19 protein-coding genes and 1 pseudogene are annotated in these 19207 nt (G+C 66.9%); 11 read left to right on the plus strand and 9 right to left on the minus strand.

Annotated elements, in window-relative coordinates:
- Positions 1–59 precede the first annotated feature (59 nt).
- The 5 genes from sigM to AU185_RS01340 all read left to right on the plus strand — a co-directional run bounded on the left by sigM (position 60) and on the right by AU185_RS01340 (position 4094).
- Positions 60–635 (plus strand): RNA polymerase sigma factor SigM, encoded by a 576-nt coding sequence (gene sigM, locus AU185_RS01320; RefSeq protein ID WP_059100509.1) that lies wholly within the window; start codon positions 60–62, stop codon positions 633–635.
- A 57-nt stretch (positions 636–692) separates the two neighbouring features.
- The gene (locus tag AU185_RS01325; RefSeq protein WP_059100510.1) at positions 693–1310 is read left to right on the plus strand and encodes an RsmA family anti-sigma factor; all 618 of its coding nucleotides are present in this window, start codon (positions 693–695) and stop codon (positions 1308–1310) included.
- 112 nt (positions 1311–1422) lie between these two features.
- The gene (trxB, locus tag AU185_RS01330) at positions 1423–2397 is read left to right on the plus strand and encodes a thioredoxin-disulfide reductase (RefSeq protein ID WP_059100511.1); all 975 of its coding nucleotides are present in this window, start codon (positions 1423–1425) and stop codon (positions 2395–2397) included.
- A 10-nt stretch (positions 2398–2407) separates the two neighbouring features.
- Positions 2408–2743: a thioredoxin gene (trxA, locus tag AU185_RS01335; RefSeq protein WP_059100512.1), complete on the plus strand. Its 336-nt coding sequence runs from the start codon at positions 2408–2410 to the stop codon at positions 2741–2743.
- Positions 2744–2897: 154 nt separating this feature from the next.
- A complete protein-coding gene (locus AU185_RS01340; RefSeq protein ID WP_059100513.1) occupies positions 2898–4094 on the plus strand; it encodes an N-acetylmuramoyl-L-alanine amidase in 1197 nt (398 codons plus the stop codon).
- A 10-nt stretch (positions 4095–4104) separates the two neighbouring features.
- Here the strand turns inward: AU185_RS01340 and AU185_RS01345 are convergent, their stop codons facing one another.
- From AU185_RS01345 to rpmH, 9 genes are all read right to left on the minus strand, one after another.
- Positions 4105–4878 carry a hypothetical protein gene (locus tag AU185_RS01345; protein WP_059100514.1) on the minus strand — a complete coding sequence of 258 codons (774 nt, stop codon included), beginning with the start codon at positions 4876–4878 and terminating at the stop codon, positions 4105–4107.
- 208 nt (positions 4879–5086) lie between these two features.
- Positions 5087–6091 carry a ParB/RepB/Spo0J family partition protein gene (locus AU185_RS01350; RefSeq protein WP_059100515.1) on the minus strand — a complete coding sequence of 335 codons (1005 nt, stop codon included), beginning with the start codon at positions 6089–6091 and terminating at the stop codon, positions 5087–5089.
- Between the two features lie 22 nt (positions 6092–6113).
- A complete protein-coding gene (locus tag AU185_RS01355; protein WP_082683712.1) occupies positions 6114–7130 on the minus strand; it encodes a ParA family protein in 1017 nt (338 codons plus the stop codon).
- Positions 7131–7153: 23 nt separating this feature from the next.
- On the minus strand, positions 7154–7843 hold the full coding sequence (gene rsmG, locus AU185_RS01360) for a 16S rRNA (guanine(527)-N(7))-methyltransferase RsmG (protein ID WP_059100517.1): 690 nt from the start codon (positions 7841–7843) through the stop codon (positions 7154–7156).
- Positions 7844–7899: 56 nt separating this feature from the next.
- Positions 7900–8445 (minus strand): Jag family protein, encoded by a 546-nt coding sequence (locus AU185_RS01365; RefSeq protein WP_059100518.1) that lies wholly within the window; start codon positions 8443–8445, stop codon positions 7900–7902.
- A gap of 32 nt (positions 8446–8477) precedes the next feature.
- Positions 8478–9530, minus strand: coding sequence for a membrane protein insertase YidC (gene yidC, locus AU185_RS01370; protein ID WP_231740380.1), 1053 nt, complete (start codon positions 9528–9530; stop codon positions 8478–8480).
- A gap of 43 nt (positions 9531–9573) precedes the next feature.
- Entirely contained in the window at positions 9574–9933 is a 360-nt protein-coding gene (yidD, locus tag AU185_RS24485) for a membrane protein insertion efficiency factor YidD (protein ID WP_082683681.1), read from the minus strand.
- Between the two features lie 8 nt (positions 9934–9941).
- Positions 9942–10304, minus strand: coding sequence for a ribonuclease P protein component (rnpA, locus tag AU185_RS01375; protein WP_059100520.1), 363 nt, complete (start codon positions 10302–10304; stop codon positions 9942–9944).
- A 32-nt stretch (positions 10305–10336) separates the two neighbouring features.
- Positions 10337–10480 carry a 50S ribosomal protein L34 gene (rpmH, locus tag AU185_RS01380; protein WP_059100521.1) on the minus strand — a complete coding sequence of 48 codons (144 nt, stop codon included), beginning with the start codon at positions 10478–10480 and terminating at the stop codon, positions 10337–10339.
- Positions 10481–11035: 555 nt separating this feature from the next.
- On the opposite strand from rpmH, the gene dnaA reads away from it, so the two are divergent.
- The 6 genes and pseudogenes from dnaA to gyrB all read left to right on the plus strand — a co-directional run bounded on the left by dnaA (position 11036) and on the right by gyrB (position 19188).
- A complete protein-coding gene (dnaA, locus tag AU185_RS01385; protein WP_059100522.1) occupies positions 11036–12526 on the plus strand; it encodes a chromosomal replication initiator protein DnaA in 1491 nt (496 codons plus the stop codon).
- A gap of 559 nt (positions 12527–13085) precedes the next feature.
- Positions 13086–14285 carry a DNA polymerase III subunit beta gene (gene dnaN / locus AU185_RS01390; protein WP_059100523.1) on the plus strand — a complete coding sequence of 400 codons (1200 nt, stop codon included), beginning with the start codon at positions 13086–13088 and terminating at the stop codon, positions 14283–14285.
- A gap of 24 nt (positions 14286–14309) precedes the next feature.
- Positions 14310–15206 (plus strand): annotated as a pseudogene (gnd, locus tag AU185_RS01395) (phosphogluconate dehydrogenase (NAD(+)-dependent, decarboxylating)); the annotation flags it as partial.
- A gap of 11 nt (positions 15207–15217) precedes the next feature.
- Positions 15218–16375, plus strand: coding sequence for a DNA replication/repair protein RecF (gene recF, locus AU185_RS01400; RefSeq protein ID WP_059100525.1), 1158 nt, complete (start codon positions 15218–15220; stop codon positions 16373–16375).
- Complete coding sequence (locus AU185_RS01405; RefSeq protein WP_059100526.1) at positions 16372–16926, plus strand: DUF721 family protein; 555 nt, start codon at positions 16372–16374, stop codon at positions 16924–16926. The genes recF and AU185_RS01405 overlap by 4 nt, the downstream gene beginning before the upstream one ends.
- Before the next feature lie 234 nt (positions 16927–17160).
- Positions 17161–19188: a DNA topoisomerase (ATP-hydrolyzing) subunit B gene (gene gyrB / locus AU185_RS01410; protein WP_059100527.1), complete on the plus strand. Its 2028-nt coding sequence runs from the start codon at positions 17161–17163 to the stop codon at positions 19186–19188.
- Positions 19189–19207: the final 19 nt, after the last annotated feature.

Here is a 19207-nt window from a genome sequence, read left to right on the forward strand (position 1 = left end):
ATCCCCAGCCCGACAAAGATGTGTCGGGAGGCGCCCGCGCGGCCGTTTAGTGTTCGGCTGTGGGGACCTTCGGGGGGCAGTCCGGTCGGGAGCGCAGCGATGCGGAGTTGCTGGCCGCGCACGTCGCCGGTGACCGGTACGCATTCGAGGAGCTGTTCTATCGCCACCACCGCCAGCTGTACCGGATCGCCCGGATCACCAGCCGCAACCCCGACGACGCCGCCGACGCGCTGCAGGACGCGATGCTCAAGGCGCACCGCAGGGCGCCGGCCTTCCGCTACGACGCCGCGGTGAGCAGCTGGCTGTACCGCATCGTGGTGAATGCGTGTCTGGATCGGTTGCGGTGCAACAAGACCCGGGCCGCCGAGTCGTTGTCCGACGACGTCGGGCACATCGGTGATCCGGCAGCTCGGGTGGATACCGCGATCGTCGTCGAGCGGGCACTGATGCGGTTACCCGTCGAGCAGCGCGCCGCGGTGGTCGCCGTGGACATGCAGGGCTACTCGGTGGCGGAGACGGCGCGCATGCTCGGCGTCCCCGTAGGCACGATCAAGAGCCGCTGCTCGCGAGCGCGGGCCAAGCTTGCCGAGGCGCTGGAGTGTTTCGATGCGGAGGCGACCGCGCGTACCGATTGAGCGGAACCGCAAGCGCGGGCCCTGCGTCTTACCTCTCGTGGTGGAGACTGGCTAGCGATGCAGACGGGAACGGACGACCCCTCGGATCCGGCGGTCGAGCGGGTGCGCCGCGAACTGGCCCGATTGGGACGCGACGCGGCGTCGGCACCCGACGTGCCCCCGGAGATCACCGCGCGCATCGGCGCGGCGCTGCATGCCGCCGGCGAACCGGCCCACGCCGTCGAACGGCCCCGGCTGCGGCTGATCCACATCATCGGGCTGGTGGCCGGCCTGGCCGCCGCGGTGGCCGGGATCGTCATCGGAACGTCGGTGCTGACCCGCGACCCGGCACCGCGCTTCGCCCAGACCGGCCCGACGGCCGAACGCATCACGGTGTCGCGCCCGCCGGCGGTGCTGCCGCTTACCAATGAGCAGCTCGTCGGGCTCCTGACAACTCCCCCTGATTACGGCCCCCTGTCGGACCCGCAGCGCCGCGCCGCCTGCCTCGAAGGGCTCGGCTACGCGCCGACCACCGCGATCCTCGGCGCCCGGCCCGTCGACATGGGCGGGCACCCCGGGGTGGTCCTGCTGGTTGCGGCCGACTCCGCCGCCGATGTCACCGCGCTGGTGGTCGAGGCGGGCTGCCACGCTGCCCACGGTGGCCTGCTGGCGGAGACCGTGGTCGCGCGACCGTAGGCTGTGCACCGACGTTGCTCTCCGAAGTCCGGGAACACCACCGCCTACGCTGGTGTTGGTACCGGTGCCGACGGGGCCCACAGCGAAGCTAGGGGACGGCAGAAAGGCGCTCATGACCACCACACCCACGGTTCATGATCTGATCATCATCGGATCCGGCCCGGCCGGTTACACCGCCGCGATCTACGCGGCCCGCGCGCAACTGAAGCCGCTGGTGTTCGAAGGCGTTCAGTTCGGCGGCGCGCTGATGACGACCACCGAGGTGGAGAACTACCCCGGCTTCCGCAACGGCATCACCGGCCCCGAGCTGATGGACGAGATGCGCGAACAGGCGCTGCGCTTCGGCGCGGACCTGCGGATGGAGGATGTCGACGCGGTCTCCCTCGACGGCGCGGTCAAGACGGTCACGGTCGGCGACGACACGTATCAGGCCCGCGCGGTGATCCTCGCGATGGGCGCGGCGGCGCGTCACCTCGGCGTGCCGGGTGAAGAGGCTCTGCTCGGAATGGGCGTGAGCACGTGCGCGACCTGCGACGGGTTCTTCTTCCGCGAAGAGGACATCATCGTGGTCGGCGGCGGCGACTCCGCGATGGAGGAAGCCATCTTCCTGACCAAGTTCGCCCGCAGTGTCACGCTGGTGCACCGCCGCGACGAGTTCCGTGCCTCGCGCATCATGCTGGACCGCGCACGCGCAAACGAGAAGATCACGTTCGTCACCAACACCGAGGTCCTCGAGATCGAGGGCAGCCCGAAAGTCAGCGGAGTTCGGTTGCGCAACACCGTCACCGGTGAGGAGTCCAAGCTGGCCGTCACCGGTGTGTTCGTCGCGATCGGCCACGATCCCCGGTCTGATCTGGTGCGCGGCCAGATCGACCTCGACGACGACGGTTACGTCCTGACGCAGCGGGGTTCGACCAGCACATCGATCGAAGGTGTCTTCGCCTCAGGCGATCTCGTCGACCGCACCTACCGCCAGGCCATCACCGCCGCGGGCACCGGCTGCTCGGCTTCCATCGACGCCGAACGCTGGCTCGCCGAAATCGGTTCTGGCCCAAGCGATGAAACCACCGAAACCCCCGTTCGATAGGAGCACCACGATGACCGACAGCGTTGCGTCGACCGTAGCCGTGACCGACGACACCTTCTCCCAGGACGTGCTGTCCAGCAGTACCCCAGTGCTGGTTGACTTCTGGGCGACGTGGTGTGGCCCCTGCAAGATGATCGCCCCGGTGCTCGAGGAGATCGCCGCCGAGAAGGCCGGCGCCTTGACGGTCGCCAAGCTCGATGTCGACGCGAATCCGGCCACCGCGCGCGATTTCCAGGTGGTGTCGATCCCGACGCTGATCGTGTTCAAGGACGGTGCACCGGTCAAGCGGATCGTCGGCGCAAAAGGCAAGGCTGCGCTGCTGCGCGAGCTCAGCGACATCGTCTAGCCCTCGTCTGACGGGGGTCTGAACCCGTAACCCGCCGCGCGGACACCGGCCTGGGGTTTTCTTGAATCCGCGGAGTGTCTGCGACAATCGTGCCTAGCCCGTCAACCTGGTCAGCGCCCTCGCGCAGCTGACAACCGTGACCGAAAGGCCGCATATGTCCAGTCTGCGTCGCGGTGACCGCGGGGCCGCGGTCACCGAGATCAGGGCTGCACTGACGGCGTTGGGCATGCTCGACAACGCCGACGAGGAGATCACCACCGGCAGACACGTCGCGCTGGACCTGTTCGACGAAGAACTCGACCATGCGGTGCGGGCCTTCCAGCAGCACCGCGGACTCCTGGTGGACGGCATCGTCGGCGAGGCGACTTACCGTGCGTTGAAAGAGGCGTCGTACCGTCTGGGCGCGCGCACCCTCAGCCACCAGTTCGGCGCCCCGATGTTCGGCGACGACGTGGCAACGCTGCAGGCTCGGTTGCAGGACCTCGGCTTCTACACCGGCCTGGTCGACGGGCACTTCGGCCTGGCCACGCACAACGCGTTGATGTCGTACCAGCGTGAGTACGGCCTGTACCCCGACGGCATCTGTGGCCCGGAAACCTTGCGCTCCTTGTACTTTCTCGGGTCCCGCGTCACCGGCGGCTCCCCGCACGCGATTCGCGAAGAGGAATTGGTCCGCAGCTCGGGTCCTCGGCTGTCGGGCAAGCGCATCATCATCGACCCGGGCCGCGGTGGTGACGACCACGGGCAGATCATGCAGAGCCCCGGCGGGCCGATCAGCGAGTCAGACATCCTGTGGGACTTGGCCAGTCGGCTCGAAGGCCGGATGACTGCGATCGGAATGGAGACCTTCCTGTCGCGGCCGGCCAATCGTGCGCCGTCGGACGCCGAACGGGCCGCGACCGCCAACGCCGTCGGCGCCGACCTGATGATCAGCCTGCGCTGCGCGACCCAGCCCAGCCCGGCCGCCAACGGCGTCGCGTCGTTCCACTTCGGCAACTCACACGGCTCGGTGTCCACGATCGGCCGCAACCTGGCCGACTTCATTCAACGAGAAGTCGTGGCGCGCAGCGGGTTACGGGATTGCCGCACCCACGGCAGGACATGGGACCTGCTGCGGCTGACCCGCATGCCCACCGTGCAGGTCGACGTCGGATACATCACCAATCCGCGGGACCGTGCCATCCTGGTGTCGACGCAGACCCGCGACTCGATCGCCGAGGGAATCCTCGCCGCGGTCAAACGGCTCTATCTGCTCGGCAAAAACGACCGTCCCACAGGCACTTTCACCTTCGCCGAACTGCTGGCGCACGAACTCTCGGTCGAGCAGGCCGGCCGCGTCAGCCCCTCCTGACCGCGATCCGTCATCGCGACGGGCTGACACCCGCTCCGACCGGCAACTGCGCGAACTCGAACAACCGCTCCAACGCCGCCTCGACGTCGGCCTTCCAGCCCAGCCCCTGTTCCAACTCCAGACGCAGCCGCGGGAAGTAGCGGTGTCGGGCGACCACGACGAAGCCCGCGTCCAGCAGCACATCGGCGTCGAGGACGCACTGCTCGACCGAGCAGTCCCCGAGCACCTCGACGACGGGTCGCAACGACGGTGTGACCGCCCCCGGATCCAGGAGTTCGCTGACCTCGGTCGTGTGGGCGAACGCTTCGAGCGCCCGCGCTCCCCGGCGGACCAGGTCGCCGACCACGGCAGAGATCAGCATGCGCGACACACCGTCGGCATCCTCACCGGACTCGATGCCCAGCGAGGTCAGCAACACGGCGTCGGCGCTCACCGGCGCGGTCGGGAACCGGCGTGCACGCGGCACGGCATTCGGTGGGGCGTAGAACGCGTAGCCCAGGCACGCCTCGTTCCCGCTCAACGGCGCAGGCCCGTCGTCGGTCTGCTCGTCGCTGCACTGCACGGCGACCTGTCCGCAGCACCCCCACTCGAGCATGACCATCGACAGCCACGCTTCCTTCTCGAACTCGGGGTCGGACAGGTGGTCGTCGACCCCGGGGACGGCGGCACCCGCCGCATCACGGCCGAGGGTCAGCGGATCGACCTCCCAGTACACGCACCTGCGGGCATGCTTCGGTAACTGCTCGAACGCTTCGAGCCGTAGAGGCGTGACGCGTGCCGACACTAGACTCCCCGGGTCCTACGCGGTGCGAACATGCACAGCTGCCACTCCAGGATAGAAGGATGCGGCGGGGTCGGCCCTCGATTCCACGCGGCTATCGAGTGCGGATGCGAAACGTGTTGTCTCACAATTGGTTTCCTTCTTACGGAGGTGCCAACGGCGACCAACGCGGGATATGTGTCACAGTGACGTAATTACCCGGTGTCGTAGGTCAGCGGTCGGACGCGCTCATCAGTTCGACTATGCGCTGCAGATCGTCGACCGACCCGAACTCCACCACGATCCTGCCTTTTCGTTTGCCGAGGCTGACGGTTACCCGGGTGTCGAACGCCGTCGACAGCCGTTCAGCAACGTCTTGCAGTCCCGGCATGCTGATCGGCTTACGCTTCGGCGACGACGGGGCTGGCGGGCCGGCCCGGTTCGCCAGGGTGACCGCCTCCTCCGTCGCGCGCACGGACAGCCCTTCGGCGACGATGCGCGCGGCCAACTCCTCCTGCTGCTCGGGTCCTCCCTCGAGCGCCAACAGGGCGCGCGCATGGCCGGCCGACAGCACACCGGCGGCCACCCGCCGTTGCACCGCGATCGGCAACCGCAGCAGCCGGATCATGTTCGTGATCAACGGGCGCGACCGGCCGATCCGGGACGCGAGTTCGTCGTGGGTGACCCCGAATTCGTCGAGCAGCTGCTGATACGCGGCCGCCTCCTCCAACGGGTTCAACTGCACGCGGTGGATGTTCTCCAACAACGCGTCGCGGAGCATGCCGTCGTCGGAGGTCTCCCGCACGATCGCCGGAATGGCGGTCAGGCCGGCCTGCTGGGCAGCGCGCCATCGCCGCTCCCCCATGACGAGTTGGTAGCGGATCGGACCCGGCGCACCGCCGGGCAGCGCCCGCACCACGATCGGCTGCATGAGCCCGAACTCGCGGATTGAGTGCACCAGCTCGCCGAGCGCCTCCTCGTCGAACACCTGGCGGGGCTGCCGCGGATTCGGCTCGATCGACGACGGGTCGATTTCGCGGTACACGGCGCCGACGTCGTTGGCTGTGTTGGCCGGGTTGGCTGGGTTGCCGTTCGACGGTCCTCCGATCACCACATCGGCGGCCGCGTCGCCCATCCGTGGCCCGAGCTCGGACTGCTCCCCGTCGGCGGGTCCGGTCGGGATCAGCGAAGCCAGGCCGCGGCCGAGGCCGCTGCGCTTGCGTGTCGGTTGGGTCATGGCCTCTCCTGTTGTCGCGCGCTCATCGATGGTTACGGTTCCGGCCGCGGTCGGCGATCTCCCGGCTGGCGTCGAGATAGCTCATCGCCCCCCGGGAGCCGGGGTCGTAGTCGAGGATCGTCATCCCGTAACCGGGGGCCTCGGACACCTTGACGCTGCGCGGGATGACGGTCCGCAGCACCTTGTCGCCGAAGTGCGTCCGCACGTCGGAGGCCACCTGGTCGGCGAGCTTGGTGCGCCCGTCGTACATCGTCAGGATCACCGTCGTCACGTCGAGTTGCGGGTTGAGGTGCGCCTTGACCATCTCGATCGTGCGCATCAGCTGGCCCACCCCTTCGAGGGCGTAGTACTCGCACTGGATCGGGATCAGCACCTCGGGCGCCGCGACGAACGCGTTGATGGTCAGCAGGCCCAGCGACGGCGGGCAGTCGATGAACACGTAATCGAAGTTGTAATCGTCGAGCGCAGCCAGCGCCGCGCGCAACCGTCCCTCCCGGGCCACCATGCTGACCAACTCGATCTCGGCGCCGGCCAGGTCGATGGTCGCCGGCACACAGTAGAGGCGCTCGCTGTGCGGGCTGCGTTGCAAGGCGTCGCGCAACGGGATCTCCCCGATCAGCACCTCGTACGACGACGGCGTCCCCGGGCGATGCTCGATGCCCAGCGCCGTGCTCGCGTTGCCCTGCGGGTCGAGGTCGATGACGAGCGTCTGCAGCCCCTGCAGGGCGAGCGCCGCCGCGACGTTGACGGCCGTCGTCGTCTTACCGACACCGCCCTTCTGATTGGCGATCGTGAAGACGCGTTGGCGGTCTGGCCGCGGGAGGTTGCCCTTGGCCGCCGCATGCAGCAGGCGCACCGCCCGTTCGGCCTCCGCCCCGATCGGGGTGTCGATGCCGGCCGTCGGATCCCACCCGCTGTCGGGCGCAGCCTTGTCCGACCAGGTTTCACGTGAAACGTCCGTCGGCGTGGTTTCACGTGAAACATGGCCCGGGGCCGTTTCACGTGAAACATCGGGGCGGGGCTGGGCGGCGGTGCCCAACTCGGAACCGTTCTGCGGCGAACTCAACCTCGTCTCCTGCCCGTTGCCCGGTGCGCTACCGCCTTCTCCCGCCGTGCCACGACGACGGTCGCGGGTGGATCCAAGTAGTTCGCGCCACACCTCATTACCCTTACATCGGCCGCCCCCAGCGACGCCATCACACGCCGGTGGTCGCGGATCTCCTCTTCGGCACGCTCGCCCTTCATGGCGAACATGTGGCCGTCGATGTGCAGCAGCGGCATGCTCCATCGAGTCAACTTGTCCAGAGAGGCCACCGCCCTGGACACCACCCCGTCCGTCTCCCCCACCTGTTTCCTCACCGCCGGCTCTTCGGCTCGGCCTCGCACGACCGTCACCTCGACATCGAGTTCCTCGACGACCTCACGGAGGAACTCGCTGCGGCGCAGGAGCGGTTCGATCAGTGTCACCTGCACATCGGGCCGAGCCAACGCCAACGGTATCCCGGGCAGACCCGCGCCACTACCGATGTCGGCAACCCGGGAGCCCGCGTCGATGAGCTCGGATACCGCGGCGCTGTTGAGGATGTGCCGGTCCCACAACCGGTCCACTTCCCGGGGGCCGATGAGCCCGCGCTCGACACCGGCCCCCGCCAGGATCTCGGCGTACAGCTGCGCGCGCGGCAAGCGGTCCCGGAACAAGGTGGCGGCCGCGCCCGGGGGTGCCGACACCTCGCCGTGTTTCACGTGAAACATCCTCCGGATCGTCGCGTCGCGGGGACGGCCTCTGAACTACACGCGTGTAACTCGGGTCAGTCGGCAAGCACGACGACACGCCGCGACGGCTCCACGCCCTCGCTCTCGCTGTGCACTCCGTCGACCGCGGCCACCGCGTCGTGCACGATCTTGCGCTCGAACGGTGTCATCGGGGCGAGCTCTTCGCGCTCGCCGGTCTCGAGCACCCGACGCGCGACCTTCTCGCCGAGCGCCGCCAACTCGTCGCGACGCCGGCGCCGCCACCGAGCGATGTCGAGCATCAGGCGGCTGCGCTCCCCGGTCTTCTGGTGCACGGCCAACCGCGTCAACTCCTGTAACGCGTCGAGCACCTCGCCCTTGCGGCCCACCAACTTGTTCAGGTCGCCGCCGCCGTCGATGCTGACGACCGCGCGGTCGCCTTCGACGTCGAGGTCGATGTCGCCGTCGAAGTCGAGCAGGTCCAACAACTCCTCGAGGTAGTCGCCCGCGATCTCGCCCTCGGCGACCAACCTCTCCTCGAGGTCATCCTCGGCGACGGGCGCCGCGGCGCCGTTCTCCTCGTCGGTCAGGTCGTCGCGCTCGGTCGTATCGGCGTCTGTCATCGGTATCTCCTCATCCCCACCGGTGTGCCCGGTCAACGTTTACGTTTCTTCGGCCGTGCGCCGGGGCGTGGACTCGCGCCCGGACGCGGCGTGCGGTTGCCTGCGCCAGAGGCTGTCTTGCCCGTCCCGGCCCCCGTCGGCTTCTTCTCGGCGGCCCCGTTCTCGGTTACGGTGTCGGCGATTTCGGCCTCACTGCTGGGCGCCGGTTCCGGCGTCTGACCCTTGCGCGTCCGCTTCGGCTTGGCGCCCGGCGGCGGTGCGTTCTTGGCCTGCCGCTCCTGCGCCTCGAGCTTCTTGGCCTCTTCTTCCTTTTCGATCTTGCCGAACACGTAGTGCTGCTGGCCGAACGTCCAGATGTTGTTGGCAAGCCAGTACATGATGATGGCCAGCGGCAGGAACGGCCCGCCGACGACAACGCCGAGCGGAAACACGTACAGCGCCAGCTTGTTCATCATCGCGGTCTGCGGATTCGCGGCGGCCTCCGGACTCTGCCGCGCAACCGATGCGCGGCTGTTGAAATACGTCGCGATACCGGCCAGGATCATGATCGGCACGCCCACCGCGATGACCGCTCCCCGACTGAACTCGGTGAACGCGTCCAGGCCAGTGGTCTGAATCATCGTCGCGCCCAGCGGTGCGCCGAACAGGTGGGCGTCCAGGAAGTGCGCCACGTCCGTGGGGCTGAACACGTAGTTGCCGGTGGCGCGGTTCTGCTCGACGGACAGCTGGATCTGACCGAACCCACCTTGCGTCCGGTTGAACGACCGCAACACGTGGAACAGCCCGAGGAACACCGGCACCTGAGCCAGCATCGGCAAGCAGCCGAGGATCGGGTTGAACCCGTGTTCCTTCTGCAGCTTCTGCATTTCCAGCGCCATCCGCTGGCGGTCCTTGCCGTACTTCTTCTGCAGCGCCTTGATCTGCGGCTGCAGCTCCTGCATCTGGCGCGTGGTGCGGATCTGCTTGACGAACGGTTTGTACAGGATCGCCCGCAGCGTGAAGACGAGGAACATCACCGACAGCGCCCAGGCGAAGAAGTTCGACGGCCCCAGCAGGAAGGCGAACAGCTTGTACCAGACCCACATGATCGCCGACACCGGGTAGTAGATGATGTCGAGGCTGAACCAGTTAAACACGCGTCTCGCTTCCTGCTCGCATTGCTGGCGTACCGCCGCTGACGTCGCCGACGGTGACCCGATCCTCTGAGGGCTCGGCCGCGGACGCACACGATGGGTGCGCGTCGCCTTCGCGTTCAGGTGACGGGCGTTCCGGTATCGGGTCCCATCCTCCCCTATGCCACGGCCCGCATTTCAGCAGCCGTACGGTGGCAAGCCAGCCACCGCGCAGGAGCCCGAACTCGCTCAGCGCGTCCACCGCGTACTGACTGCAGGTGGGCATGAACCGGCATGTGGGCAGCCGCAGCGGGGAAACCGTGTGCCGATACAGCTGAATCAGGTAGACGAGCCCGCGCACTGCGAGCGAACCCATTGGTGCCCTCACCCGGCCGCCTCGTTCTTGGGCCTCGTCCGGCGCAGGGCGGTGCGCAGCTCCTGCTCGAGGCGCGCCGATATCGCGTGTCTGCTGCTGGGCAGCGCGCGGATAACCACCCGATCGGCCGGATCGAGCTCGTCGAGCACTGTGCGCGCGACATGCCGTAACCGCCTGGCCACCCGATGCCGTTGCACCGCGGTCCCGACGGCCTTCGACACGACCAGCCCGATTCGGGGGCCCGGCTCGGCGGCGGCCACTTCGGACCGCAACGCGTGCACGACGAGATCGGGCTGCACCGCGCGCACCCCTCGGTTGACCGTGATCCCGAACTCCGTCGACCGCGTCATCCGGTACCGCGCCGGAAGCACCGCGTCAGACTCCGCTTGAAGTCACGTGGGAATCACGCAGACAGCTTGCGCCGACCCTTGCCGCGACGGTTCGCCACGATCGCGCGGCCCGCGCGGGTGCGCATCCGCAGCCGGAAGCCATGCACGCGCGCCCGGCGCCGGTTGTTCGGCTGAAAGGTCCGCTTGCCCTTGGCCACGGCTGTCTCTCCTTGTTGCGTCTGGCGTCCGCAGCCCCCACCGATCCACGTACGAATCGGTGTGGACGCAGTTGCCGTTGGTAAGCTCGTCCGTCTTGCTAGCCGGCGCGGTCTCCGGTCGGAGCCGGGTCGCAGCCGTATCGCCTCGTACGGGCGACTGTTCGAGGGTACTGACGAGTTTTCGCTGGGTCAAACCTCGCCCCAGGGCCCGGCCGACAGCCACAATTGCACCACCCGTCACGACGCGCCGTGAGGCCGAAATATCCACCCGCGCAATGTTGCAGAACGGTTGGCACCCGCCGAGAAAACTGTTAGCTTCTGCCAAGGCCGATTCGATAACGAAACGGCGACGAACAACGAAGCGAGGACGCCCGACTAGTCGTGAGCCCACAGGATGCCTCACTTTCGTGATGTGCCCCGGCCCGCGGCGTTCTCGCCGGTAGACAACAGAACGACGACGACTGTCCTGTCTCCACAGCCTGTGGATAACTTTGTGGACAGATCGTCCTCGTTCCATTGGTCGTCTCTGGGTCGACCGCAAGGGGGTAGTCGTCGTTGACAGCTGACCCCGATCCGCCCTTCGTGGCCGTTTGGAACACGGTGGTTGCCGAGCTCAACGGTGGCCCTGGCGCCGGAACGATCGGCGACCCCGCCGGTCCTATTCTCACCCCACAGCAAAGAGCGTGGTTGAAGCTCGTCAAACCGCTCGTCATCACCGAGGGATTTGCCCTGCTGTCGGTGCCGACCCCGTTCGTCCAGAACGAGATCGAACGTCATCTGCGCGAGCCGATCATCAGCGCGTTGAGCCGTCAGCTCGGCCAGCGCGTCGAACTGGGTGTGCGCATCGCGGATCCCGGTCCGGACGACACCACCGAGGGACCGCTCAACGGGCTGTCCCCCGTCGCCGAACCCGACGAGGTCGATGAGGACTTCGAAGCCCGCGTCAGCGCCGAGGAGAGCTGGCCGACGTACTTCACCAGCCGGCCGCCGAACACGCTGACCGACGACACCAGCGCGGTCAACCTCAATCGGCGCTACACCTTCGACACATTCGTCATCGGCGCGTCGAACCGGTTTGCCCACGCCGCGACCCTGGCGATCGCCGAGGCGCCGGCCCGCGCCTACAACCCGCTGTTCATCTGGGGCGAGTCGGGCCTGGGCAAGACGCACCTGTTGCACGCGGCAGGGAACTACGCGCAGCGTTTGTTTCCCGGCATGCGGGTGAAGTACGTCTCGACCGAGGAATTCACCAACGACTTCATCAACTCGCTGCGCGACGACCGCAAGGCGTCCTTCAAGCGAAGCTACCGCGACATCGATGTGCTGCTGGTCGACGACATCCAGTTCATCGAGGGCAAAGAAGGCATCCAGGAGGAGTTCTTCCACACCTTCAACACCCTGCACAACGCCAACAAGCAGATCGTCATCTCCTCGGACCGGCCACCCAAACAGCTGGCCACCCTCGAGGACCGGTTGCGCACCCGCTTCGAGTGGGGGCTGATCACCGATGTGCAGCCACCGGAGTTGGAGACGCGAATCGCGATTCTGCGCAAGAAAGCACAGATGGACCGGCTCGATGTGCCCGGCGATGTCCTCGAGCTCATCGCCAGCAGCATCGAACGCAACATCCGTGAACTCGAGGGCGCGCTCATTCGGGTGACGGCGTTCGCGTCCCTGAACAAGACCACGATCGACAAGTCGTTGGCCGAGATCGTGCTGCGTGATCTGATCTCCGATCCCAGCACCATGCAGATCAGCACCGCGGCGATCATGGCGGCCACCGCCGAGTATTTCGAGACGACAGTCGAGGAACTGCGCGGCCCCGGCAAGACCCGCGCGCTCGCGCAGTCCCGACAGATCGCCATGTATCTCTGCCGCGAGCTGACCGATCTGTCCCTTCCGAAGATCGGCCAGGCGTTCGGACGCGACCACACCACCGTCATGTACGCCGAGAAAAAGATTCGCGGTGAAATGGCCGAGCGGCGCGAGGTATTCGATCACGTGAAGGAACTCACGACGCGAATTCGCCAGCGCTCCAAGCGCTGAATCGTCTGCTCCTCCCCTGCGGTTGGGTCGTGCCGCGCCCAGATGTCGGCGTCTCGTGCGACGACCACGAAAATTTCTTCGAAAAATCTTCTGTCCCGGCCACACCATCCGTCACACGCCGAGGTTGTGCACATCGATGTGGAGAACTTGGGCTCAACCGGCGAACTACTCGCCGATTCGTGCACACCTGCCGACCTCTCCACACTCATTCCCAACCTGGCCTGCACTCATCCACAGCTGCCCCACACCGTCGCACGCTTGTCAGCAGCGCGGACATGGATTCATCCCCAGATTCCACAGGGCCTAATACTGTTGCTTGTAAATCTCCGAAGATTCTTCTTCGAAGAAGGCGGCTGGGGAAACACCGAACCGACCGGCCGTCAGCTCACCGGAAACCGTCGATGTCAGCCCGATCGATTAGCTTTCAAGTTGGGGCGGAAAGCTCTACGGTGATTCATCGACAGCCGTTACGGTCGTCGGGACGCATCGGTCAGACGCGTGGTGAGACACCGGGAAACCGCTGCTTAATGCTTGTCGTGGTATTGATCGAAGGGACTCAATGGACGTGGCGACGACAACAGTTGGTGTCACCGATCTGAAGTTCCGCCTCGTACGAGAGGACTTCGCCGACGCTGTCGCGTGGGTGGCCCGCAATCTGCCGACCCGGCCAACCGTTCCCGTGCTCGCCGGCGTATTGCTGACCGGTTCCGAGGACGGGTTGACGATTTCGGGATTCGACTACGAGGTTTCCGCCGAGGTGCGGGTGCCGGCCGAGATCGCTTCACCCGGCAGCGTTTTGGTGTCCGGCCGGCTGCTGTCCGACATCACCCGGGCGTTGCCGGCCAAGCCGATCGACGTCAGCGTCGAAGGCACCCGGGTGTCGTTGACCTGTGGTAGTTCCCGCTTCTCGCTTCCGACCATGGCCGTCGAGGACTATCCGACCCTGCCCGCGTTGCCGGACGAGACCGGTGTGATCTCCGCCGATTTGTTCGCCGAAGCGATCGGCCAGGTTGCCATCGCCGCCGGCCGCGATGACACGCTTCCGATGCTGACCGGTATCCGGCTCGAAATCGCCGGGGAGAAGGTCGTTTTGGCCGCGACCGACCGGTTCCGGTTGGCGGTGCGCGAGCTGACGTGGTCGACGGCGGGCGCCGACATCGAGGCCGCGGTTCTGGTGCCGGCCAAGACGTTGTCGGAGGCCGCCAAGGCCGGTGCCGACGGCGGCGATGTGCATCTTTCGCTGGGGGCCGGTGCGGCGGTCGGCAAGGAGGGATTGCTCGGAATCAGCAGCGGTGGCAAACGCAGCACCACGCGTCTGCTCGATGCCGAGTTCCCGAAGTTCCGGCAGCTGCTGCCGACCGAGCACACCGCGATGGCGACGATCGGAGTCGCCGAACTCAGCGAGGCGATCAAGCGTGTCGCGCTGGTCGCGGACCGCGGTGCGCAGGTGCGGATGGAGTTCTCCGACGACGCACTGCGGCTCTCGGCCGGAGCCGACGATGTGGGGCGCGCGGAGGAAGACCTCTCTGTCAGCTTCGCCGGAGACCCGTTGACCATCGCGTTCAATCCGACGTACCTGACCGACGGGCTCTCTTCGCTGCACTCCGAGCGGGTGACATTCGGCTTCACCACACCCAGCCGTCCCGCGGTGTTGCGCCCGGCCAGTGACGACGATGCGGGTGTCGCTGCGGCGGGGCCGTTCCCCGCGGAGCAGACCGACTACGTGTACCTGCTGATGCCGGTGCGGCTTCCAGGCTGACCGGCCCACGCCACGGAAGGGGCGCATATGCAACTCGGGCTGGTCGGTCTGGGCAAGATGGGCTTCAACATGCGCGAACGCCTACGTGAAGGCGGGCATGAAGTCGTCGGCTATGACCCCAGACCGGAAGTGACCGACGTCCCGACGCTCGCGGCTCTGGCCGATGCGCTGGATGCGCCGCGGGTGGTGTGGGTGATGGTGCCGTCCGGGCCGATCACCCACGAGACCATCACCGCCCTGGCCGACGAACTCGGCGAGGGCGATCTCGTCATCGACGGCGGCAACTCCCGCTACACCGAAGACGGTCCACACGCGAAATTGTTGAACGACAAGGGAATTGCGTTCATCGATGCGGGCGTCTCCGGCGGTGTCTGGGGGTTGAAAGAAGGTTACGGTCTGATGGTCGGCGGGAGCGACGCCGACGTCGAACGCGCGATGCCGATCTTCGATGCGTTACGGCCGCCGGGACCTCGTGAAGACGGGTTCGTGCACGCCGGGCCGGTCGGTGCGGGGCACTACGCGAAGATGGTGCACAACGGCATCGAGTACGGCCTCATGATGGCCTACGCCGAAGGCTACGAGTTGCTGGCCGCCGAGGAGCTCATCACCGACACCCAGGCCGTCATTCAGGCGTGGACCAACGGCACCGTGGTGCGGTCATGGCTGCAGCAGTTGCTCGCCAAGGCGTTGAAGGAAGACCCGAAGTTCACCGACATCAGCGGCTACACCGAGGATTCCGGCGAAGGGCGCTGGACCGTCGAGGAGGCCATCAGCCACCGGGTGCCGATGCCGGTGATCGCGGCGTCGCTGTTCGCGCGGTTCGCCTCGCGCCAGGAGGATTCGCCGGCGATGAAGGCGGTCTCGGCGCTGCGCAACCAGTTCGGCGGGCACGCGGTCAAACGGGTCAGCGAGTCCGGCTAGGTCGCGACGCCGTGTACGTCCGCCGTCTTGCTCTGACCGACTTCCGGTCGTGGCCACGGGTCGAGTTGGACCTCGAGCCGGGCCGCACCGTGTTCGTCGGACCGAACGGCTACGGTAAGACGAATCTCATTGAGGCGCTGTGGTATTCGTCGACACTGGGTTCACACCGGGTGGCCGCGGACGCGCCGCTGGTCCGGACCGGCGCCGAACGCGCTGTGGTGTCGACGATCGTCGTCAACGAGCAACGCGAACTCGCGGTGGACCTCGAGATCACCGCGGGGCGCGCGAACAAGGCACGGCTCAACCGCTCCCCCGTGCGTTCCGCCCGGGAGATCCTCGGTGTGCTGCGGGCGGTGCTGTTCGCCCCCGAGGACCTCGCGCTGGTGCGCGGCGACCCCGGCGAACGACGCCGCTATCTCGACGAACTCGCGACCACCCGCCGCCCGCAGGTGGCCGCGATCCGCGCGGATTACGACAAGGTGTTGCGTCAGCGCGCAGCGCTGTTGAAAACGGCCTCCGGCGCGCGATTCCGCGGGGACCGCAGCGTCTTCGACACCCTCGACGTCTGGGATGGCCACCTCGCCGAGAAGGGTGCGCGGCTGATCGCGGCGCGGGTCGATCTCGTCAATCAACTGGCCCCGGAGGTGGAGAAGGCCTACCAACTCCTGGCGCCCGGGTCGCGGCCGGCGGCGATCCGCTACCGCAGCGGCGTGGAAGCGGTGGAAGAGTCCGCCGGGACCGGCGACGCGGAGTTGTTCGAGGCCGCGTTGCTCGACGCGTTGGCCCGCCGCCGGGATGCCGAAGTCGAACGCGGGGTCTGCCTGGTCGGTCCGCACCGCGACGACCTCGAATTGCGGCTCGGCGATCAGATCGCGAAAGGCTATGCCAGCCATGGGGAATCGTGGTCGATGGCCTTGTCGCTGAGGTTGGCCGCCTACGAGTTGCTGCGGGCGGAAGGGGGCGATCCGGTGCTGCTGCTCGACGATGTGTTCGCGGAGTTGGACACCGCCCGCCGGCGGGCGTTGGCCACTGTGGCGGGGTCGGCCGAGCAGGTGCTGGTGACCGCCGCGGTTTCCGACGACATCCCCGGCGACTGGGATGCGCGCAGGATCGGGGTGGCGATGCGAGACGACGATGATGCCGGGAGAATCTCGGTGGTGCAGCCATGACGTCGGGCGAGAACGAGGCGGGCCCGCCCGAGCACCTGGCGAACCTGCGGGGAATGGACCTGGTGCGGCGCACGCTCGAGGAGGCCCGCGGCGCGGCGCGCAGCCAGGGTAAGGATGTCGGCCGCGGCCGGGGGTCCGCCCCGCGCCGGATCGCGGGTGCCAGCCGGCGGCGGTGGTCGGGGCCGGGGCCGGATTCACGGGATCCGCAACCGTTCGGACCCGCGGCCAGTGACCTCGCCCGCAGCCGCGGGTGGTCGGGCCGGGTCGCCGAGGGCGCCGTGTTCGGTCGCTGGCCCGCACTCGTCGGCGAGGGCATCGCGGCGCACGCGACGCCGACGTCGTTGAACGACGGCGTGCTGACCATCTCAGCGGAGTCGACGGCATGGGCGACCCAATTGCGGATGGTGCAAGCCCAGGTACTGGCCAAGATCGCCGACGCTGTGGGCGGCGGCGTCGTCAAATCGCTGAAAATCGTCGGTCCGGTCGGCCCCTCGTGGCGCAAGGGTCGGTACCACATCCCCGGCCGGGGTCCGCGCGACACGTACGGCTAGCTGCCCTACGCGCCTGTTGGCTGAGAGCCGCGAGGACGACGCGATCCTACTTCTCAAGCGTCCTCAGGCACCTTCAATCGAGAAATTCCACAGGCGGCTCAAATAGGTGTGCAGAAACGCCCCCTCAGAATCGGTCCTGTCGCCATCGGGCGGTAGACTGGGAAGCGACCCGCAGGCGGCTGTCGACCGCCTAGCCAGCTTTCCCCGGCAAGAGACCAAGGAGACCCGTCCAACGTGGCTGCCCAGAAGAAGAGTGCCCCGAAAGAATACGGTGCCGATTCGATCAAGGTGCTCGAAGGCCTGGAAGCGGTCCGCAAACGGCCGGGCATGTACATCGGCTCCACCGGTGAGCGCGGCCTGCATCACCTCATCTGGGAGGTGGTCGACAACGCCGTCGACGAGGCGATGGCCGGTTTCGCGACGAAAGTGGACGTGCGGCTCCTGGAGAACGGCGGTGTCCAGGTCACCGACGACGGCCGCGGGATCCCCGTGGGGATGCACTCCACAGGCATCCCGACCGTCGATGTCGTGATGACGGTTCTGCACGCCGGTGGCAAGTTCGAGGAAGGCGCGTACCAGGTCTCCGGCGGTCTGCACGGCGTCGGCGTGTCCGTGGTGAATGCGCTGTCCACCCGGCTCGAGGCCGACATCATGACCGACGGCTATGAGTGGTTCCAGACCTACGACCGTTCGGTGCCGGGAACGCTCAAGCAGGGTGAGAAGACCAAGAAGACCGGCACCACCATCCGTTTCTGGCCCGACCCCGACGTCTTTGAGACGTTGAACTACGACTTCGAAACGATCGCGCGGCGCCTGCAGGAAATGGCCTTCCTGAACAAGGGCCTCACCATCGAACTGACCGATGAGCGCGTCACCGCGGAGGAAGTCGTCGACGAGGTCGTCAGCGACACCGCCGAAGCGCCGAAGAGCGCCGACGAGAAGGCCGCCGAAGCCAGCGCCCCGCACAAGGTCAAGCACCGGACCTTCCACTATCCCGGCGGCCTGGTCGACTTCGTCAAGCACATCAACCGGACGAAGACGCCTATCCAGCAGAGCGTCATCGACTTCGAGGGCAAGGGTTCCGGCCACGAGGTCGAGATCGCGATGCAGTGGAACGCCGGTTACTCCGAGTCCGTGCACACGTTCGCCAACACGATCAACACGCATGAGGGCGGTACCCACGAAGAGGGCTTCCGCGCCGCGTTGACGTCGGTGGTCAACAAGTACGCCAAGGACAAGAAGCTGCTCAAGGACAAGGACCCCAACCTCACCGGCGACGACATCCGTGAGGGTTTGGCCGCGGTGATCTCGGTGAAGGTGTCCGAGCCGCAGTTCGAGGGCCAGACGAAGACCAAGCTCGGCAACACCGAGGTCAAGTCGTTCGTGCAGAAGATCTGCAACGAGGAACTCACACACTGGTTCGACGCCAACCCCGCCGAAGCCAAAACCATTGTGAACAAAGCGGTGTCGTCGGCGCAGGCCCGAATCGCGGCCCGCAAGGCGCGCGAATTGGTGCGCCGCAAGAGCGCCACCGACATCGGCGGGCTGCCCGGCAAGTTGGCCGACTGCCGGTCCACCGATCCGCGCAAGTCGGAACTGTATGTGGTGGAGGGCGATTCGGCCGGCGGCTCGGCTAAGAGCGGCCGCGACTCGATGTTCCAAGCGATCCTTCCGCTGCGCGGCAAGATCATCAACGTCGAGAAGGCCCGCATCGACCGCGTGTTGAAGAACACCGAGGTCCAGGCGATCATCACCGCGCTGGGTACCGGTATCCACGACGAGTTCGACATCTCCAAGCTGCGCTATCACAAGATCGTGCTGATGGCCGACGCAGACGTCGACGGCCAGCACATCTCGACGCTGCTGCTGACGCTGTTGTTCCGGTTCATGAAGCCGCTGGTGGAGAACGGGCACATCTTCTTGGCGCAGCCACCGCTGTACAAGCTGAAGTGGCAGCGCAGTGAGCCGGAGTTCGCCTACTCCGACCGCGAGCGCGACGGCTTGCTCGAGGCGGGCCGCAAGGCGGGCAAGAAGATCAACACCGACGACGGCATCCAGCGCTACAAGGGTCTCGGCGAAATGGACGCCAAAGAGCTGTGGGAGACGACGATGGACCCGTCGGTGCGGGTGCTGCGTCAGGTCACCCTCGACGATGCCGCGGCCGCCGACGAACTGTTCTCGATCCTGATGGGCGAGGACGTCGAAGCCCGCCGCAGCTTCATCACGCGCAACGCCAAAGACGTGCGCTTCCTTGATGTTTAACTCAACCCGCTAAGGCTGA

It is taken from the genome of Mycobacterium sp. GA-0227b, from assembly GCF_001499855.1.
Lineage (GTDB): Bacteria > Actinomycetota > Actinomycetes > Mycobacteriales > Mycobacteriaceae > Mycobacterium.

Excerpts from the sequence above, each read along its gene's own strand:
- yidD (WP_082683681.1), bottom strand. The coding sequence starts at position 9,933 with ATGGGTTCGCTCGCAGTGCGCGGGCTCGTCTACCTGATTCAGCTGTAT.
- trxA (WP_059100512.1), top strand. The coding sequence starts at position 2,408 with ATGACCGACAGCGTTGCGTCGACCGTAGCCGTGACCGACGACACCTTC.
- dnaN (WP_059100523.1), top strand. The coding sequence starts at position 13,086 with ATGGACGTGGCGACGACAACAGTTGGTGTCACCGATCTGAAGTTCCGC.
- AU185_RS01405 (WP_059100526.1), top strand. The coding sequence starts at position 16,372 with ATGACGTCGGGCGAGAACGAGGCGGGCCCGCCCGAGCACCTGGCGAAC.
- AU185_RS01340 (WP_059100513.1), top strand. The coding sequence starts at position 2,898 with ATGTCCAGTCTGCGTCGCGGTGACCGCGGGGCCGCGGTCACCGAGATC.
- AU185_RS01325 (WP_059100510.1), top strand. The coding sequence starts at position 693 with ATGCAGACGGGAACGGACGACCCCTCGGATCCGGCGGTCGAGCGGGTG.
- AU185_RS01350 (WP_059100515.1), bottom strand. The coding sequence starts at position 6,091 with ATGACCCAACCGACACGCAAGCGCAGCGGCCTCGGCCGCGGCCTGGCT.
- rsmG (WP_059100517.1), bottom strand. The coding sequence starts at position 7,843 with ATGTTTCACGTGAAACACGGCGAGGTGTCGGCACCCCCGGGCGCGGCC.
- AU185_RS01365 (WP_059100518.1), bottom strand. The coding sequence starts at position 8,445 with ATGACAGACGCCGATACGACCGAGCGCGACGACCTGACCGACGAGGAG.
- trxB (WP_059100511.1), top strand. The coding sequence starts at position 1,423 with ATGACCACCACACCCACGGTTCATGATCTGATCATCATCGGATCCGGC.
- yidC (WP_231740380.1), bottom strand. The coding sequence starts at position 9,530 with ATGTGGGTCTGGTACAAGCTGTTCGCCTTCCTGCTGGGGCCGTCGAAC.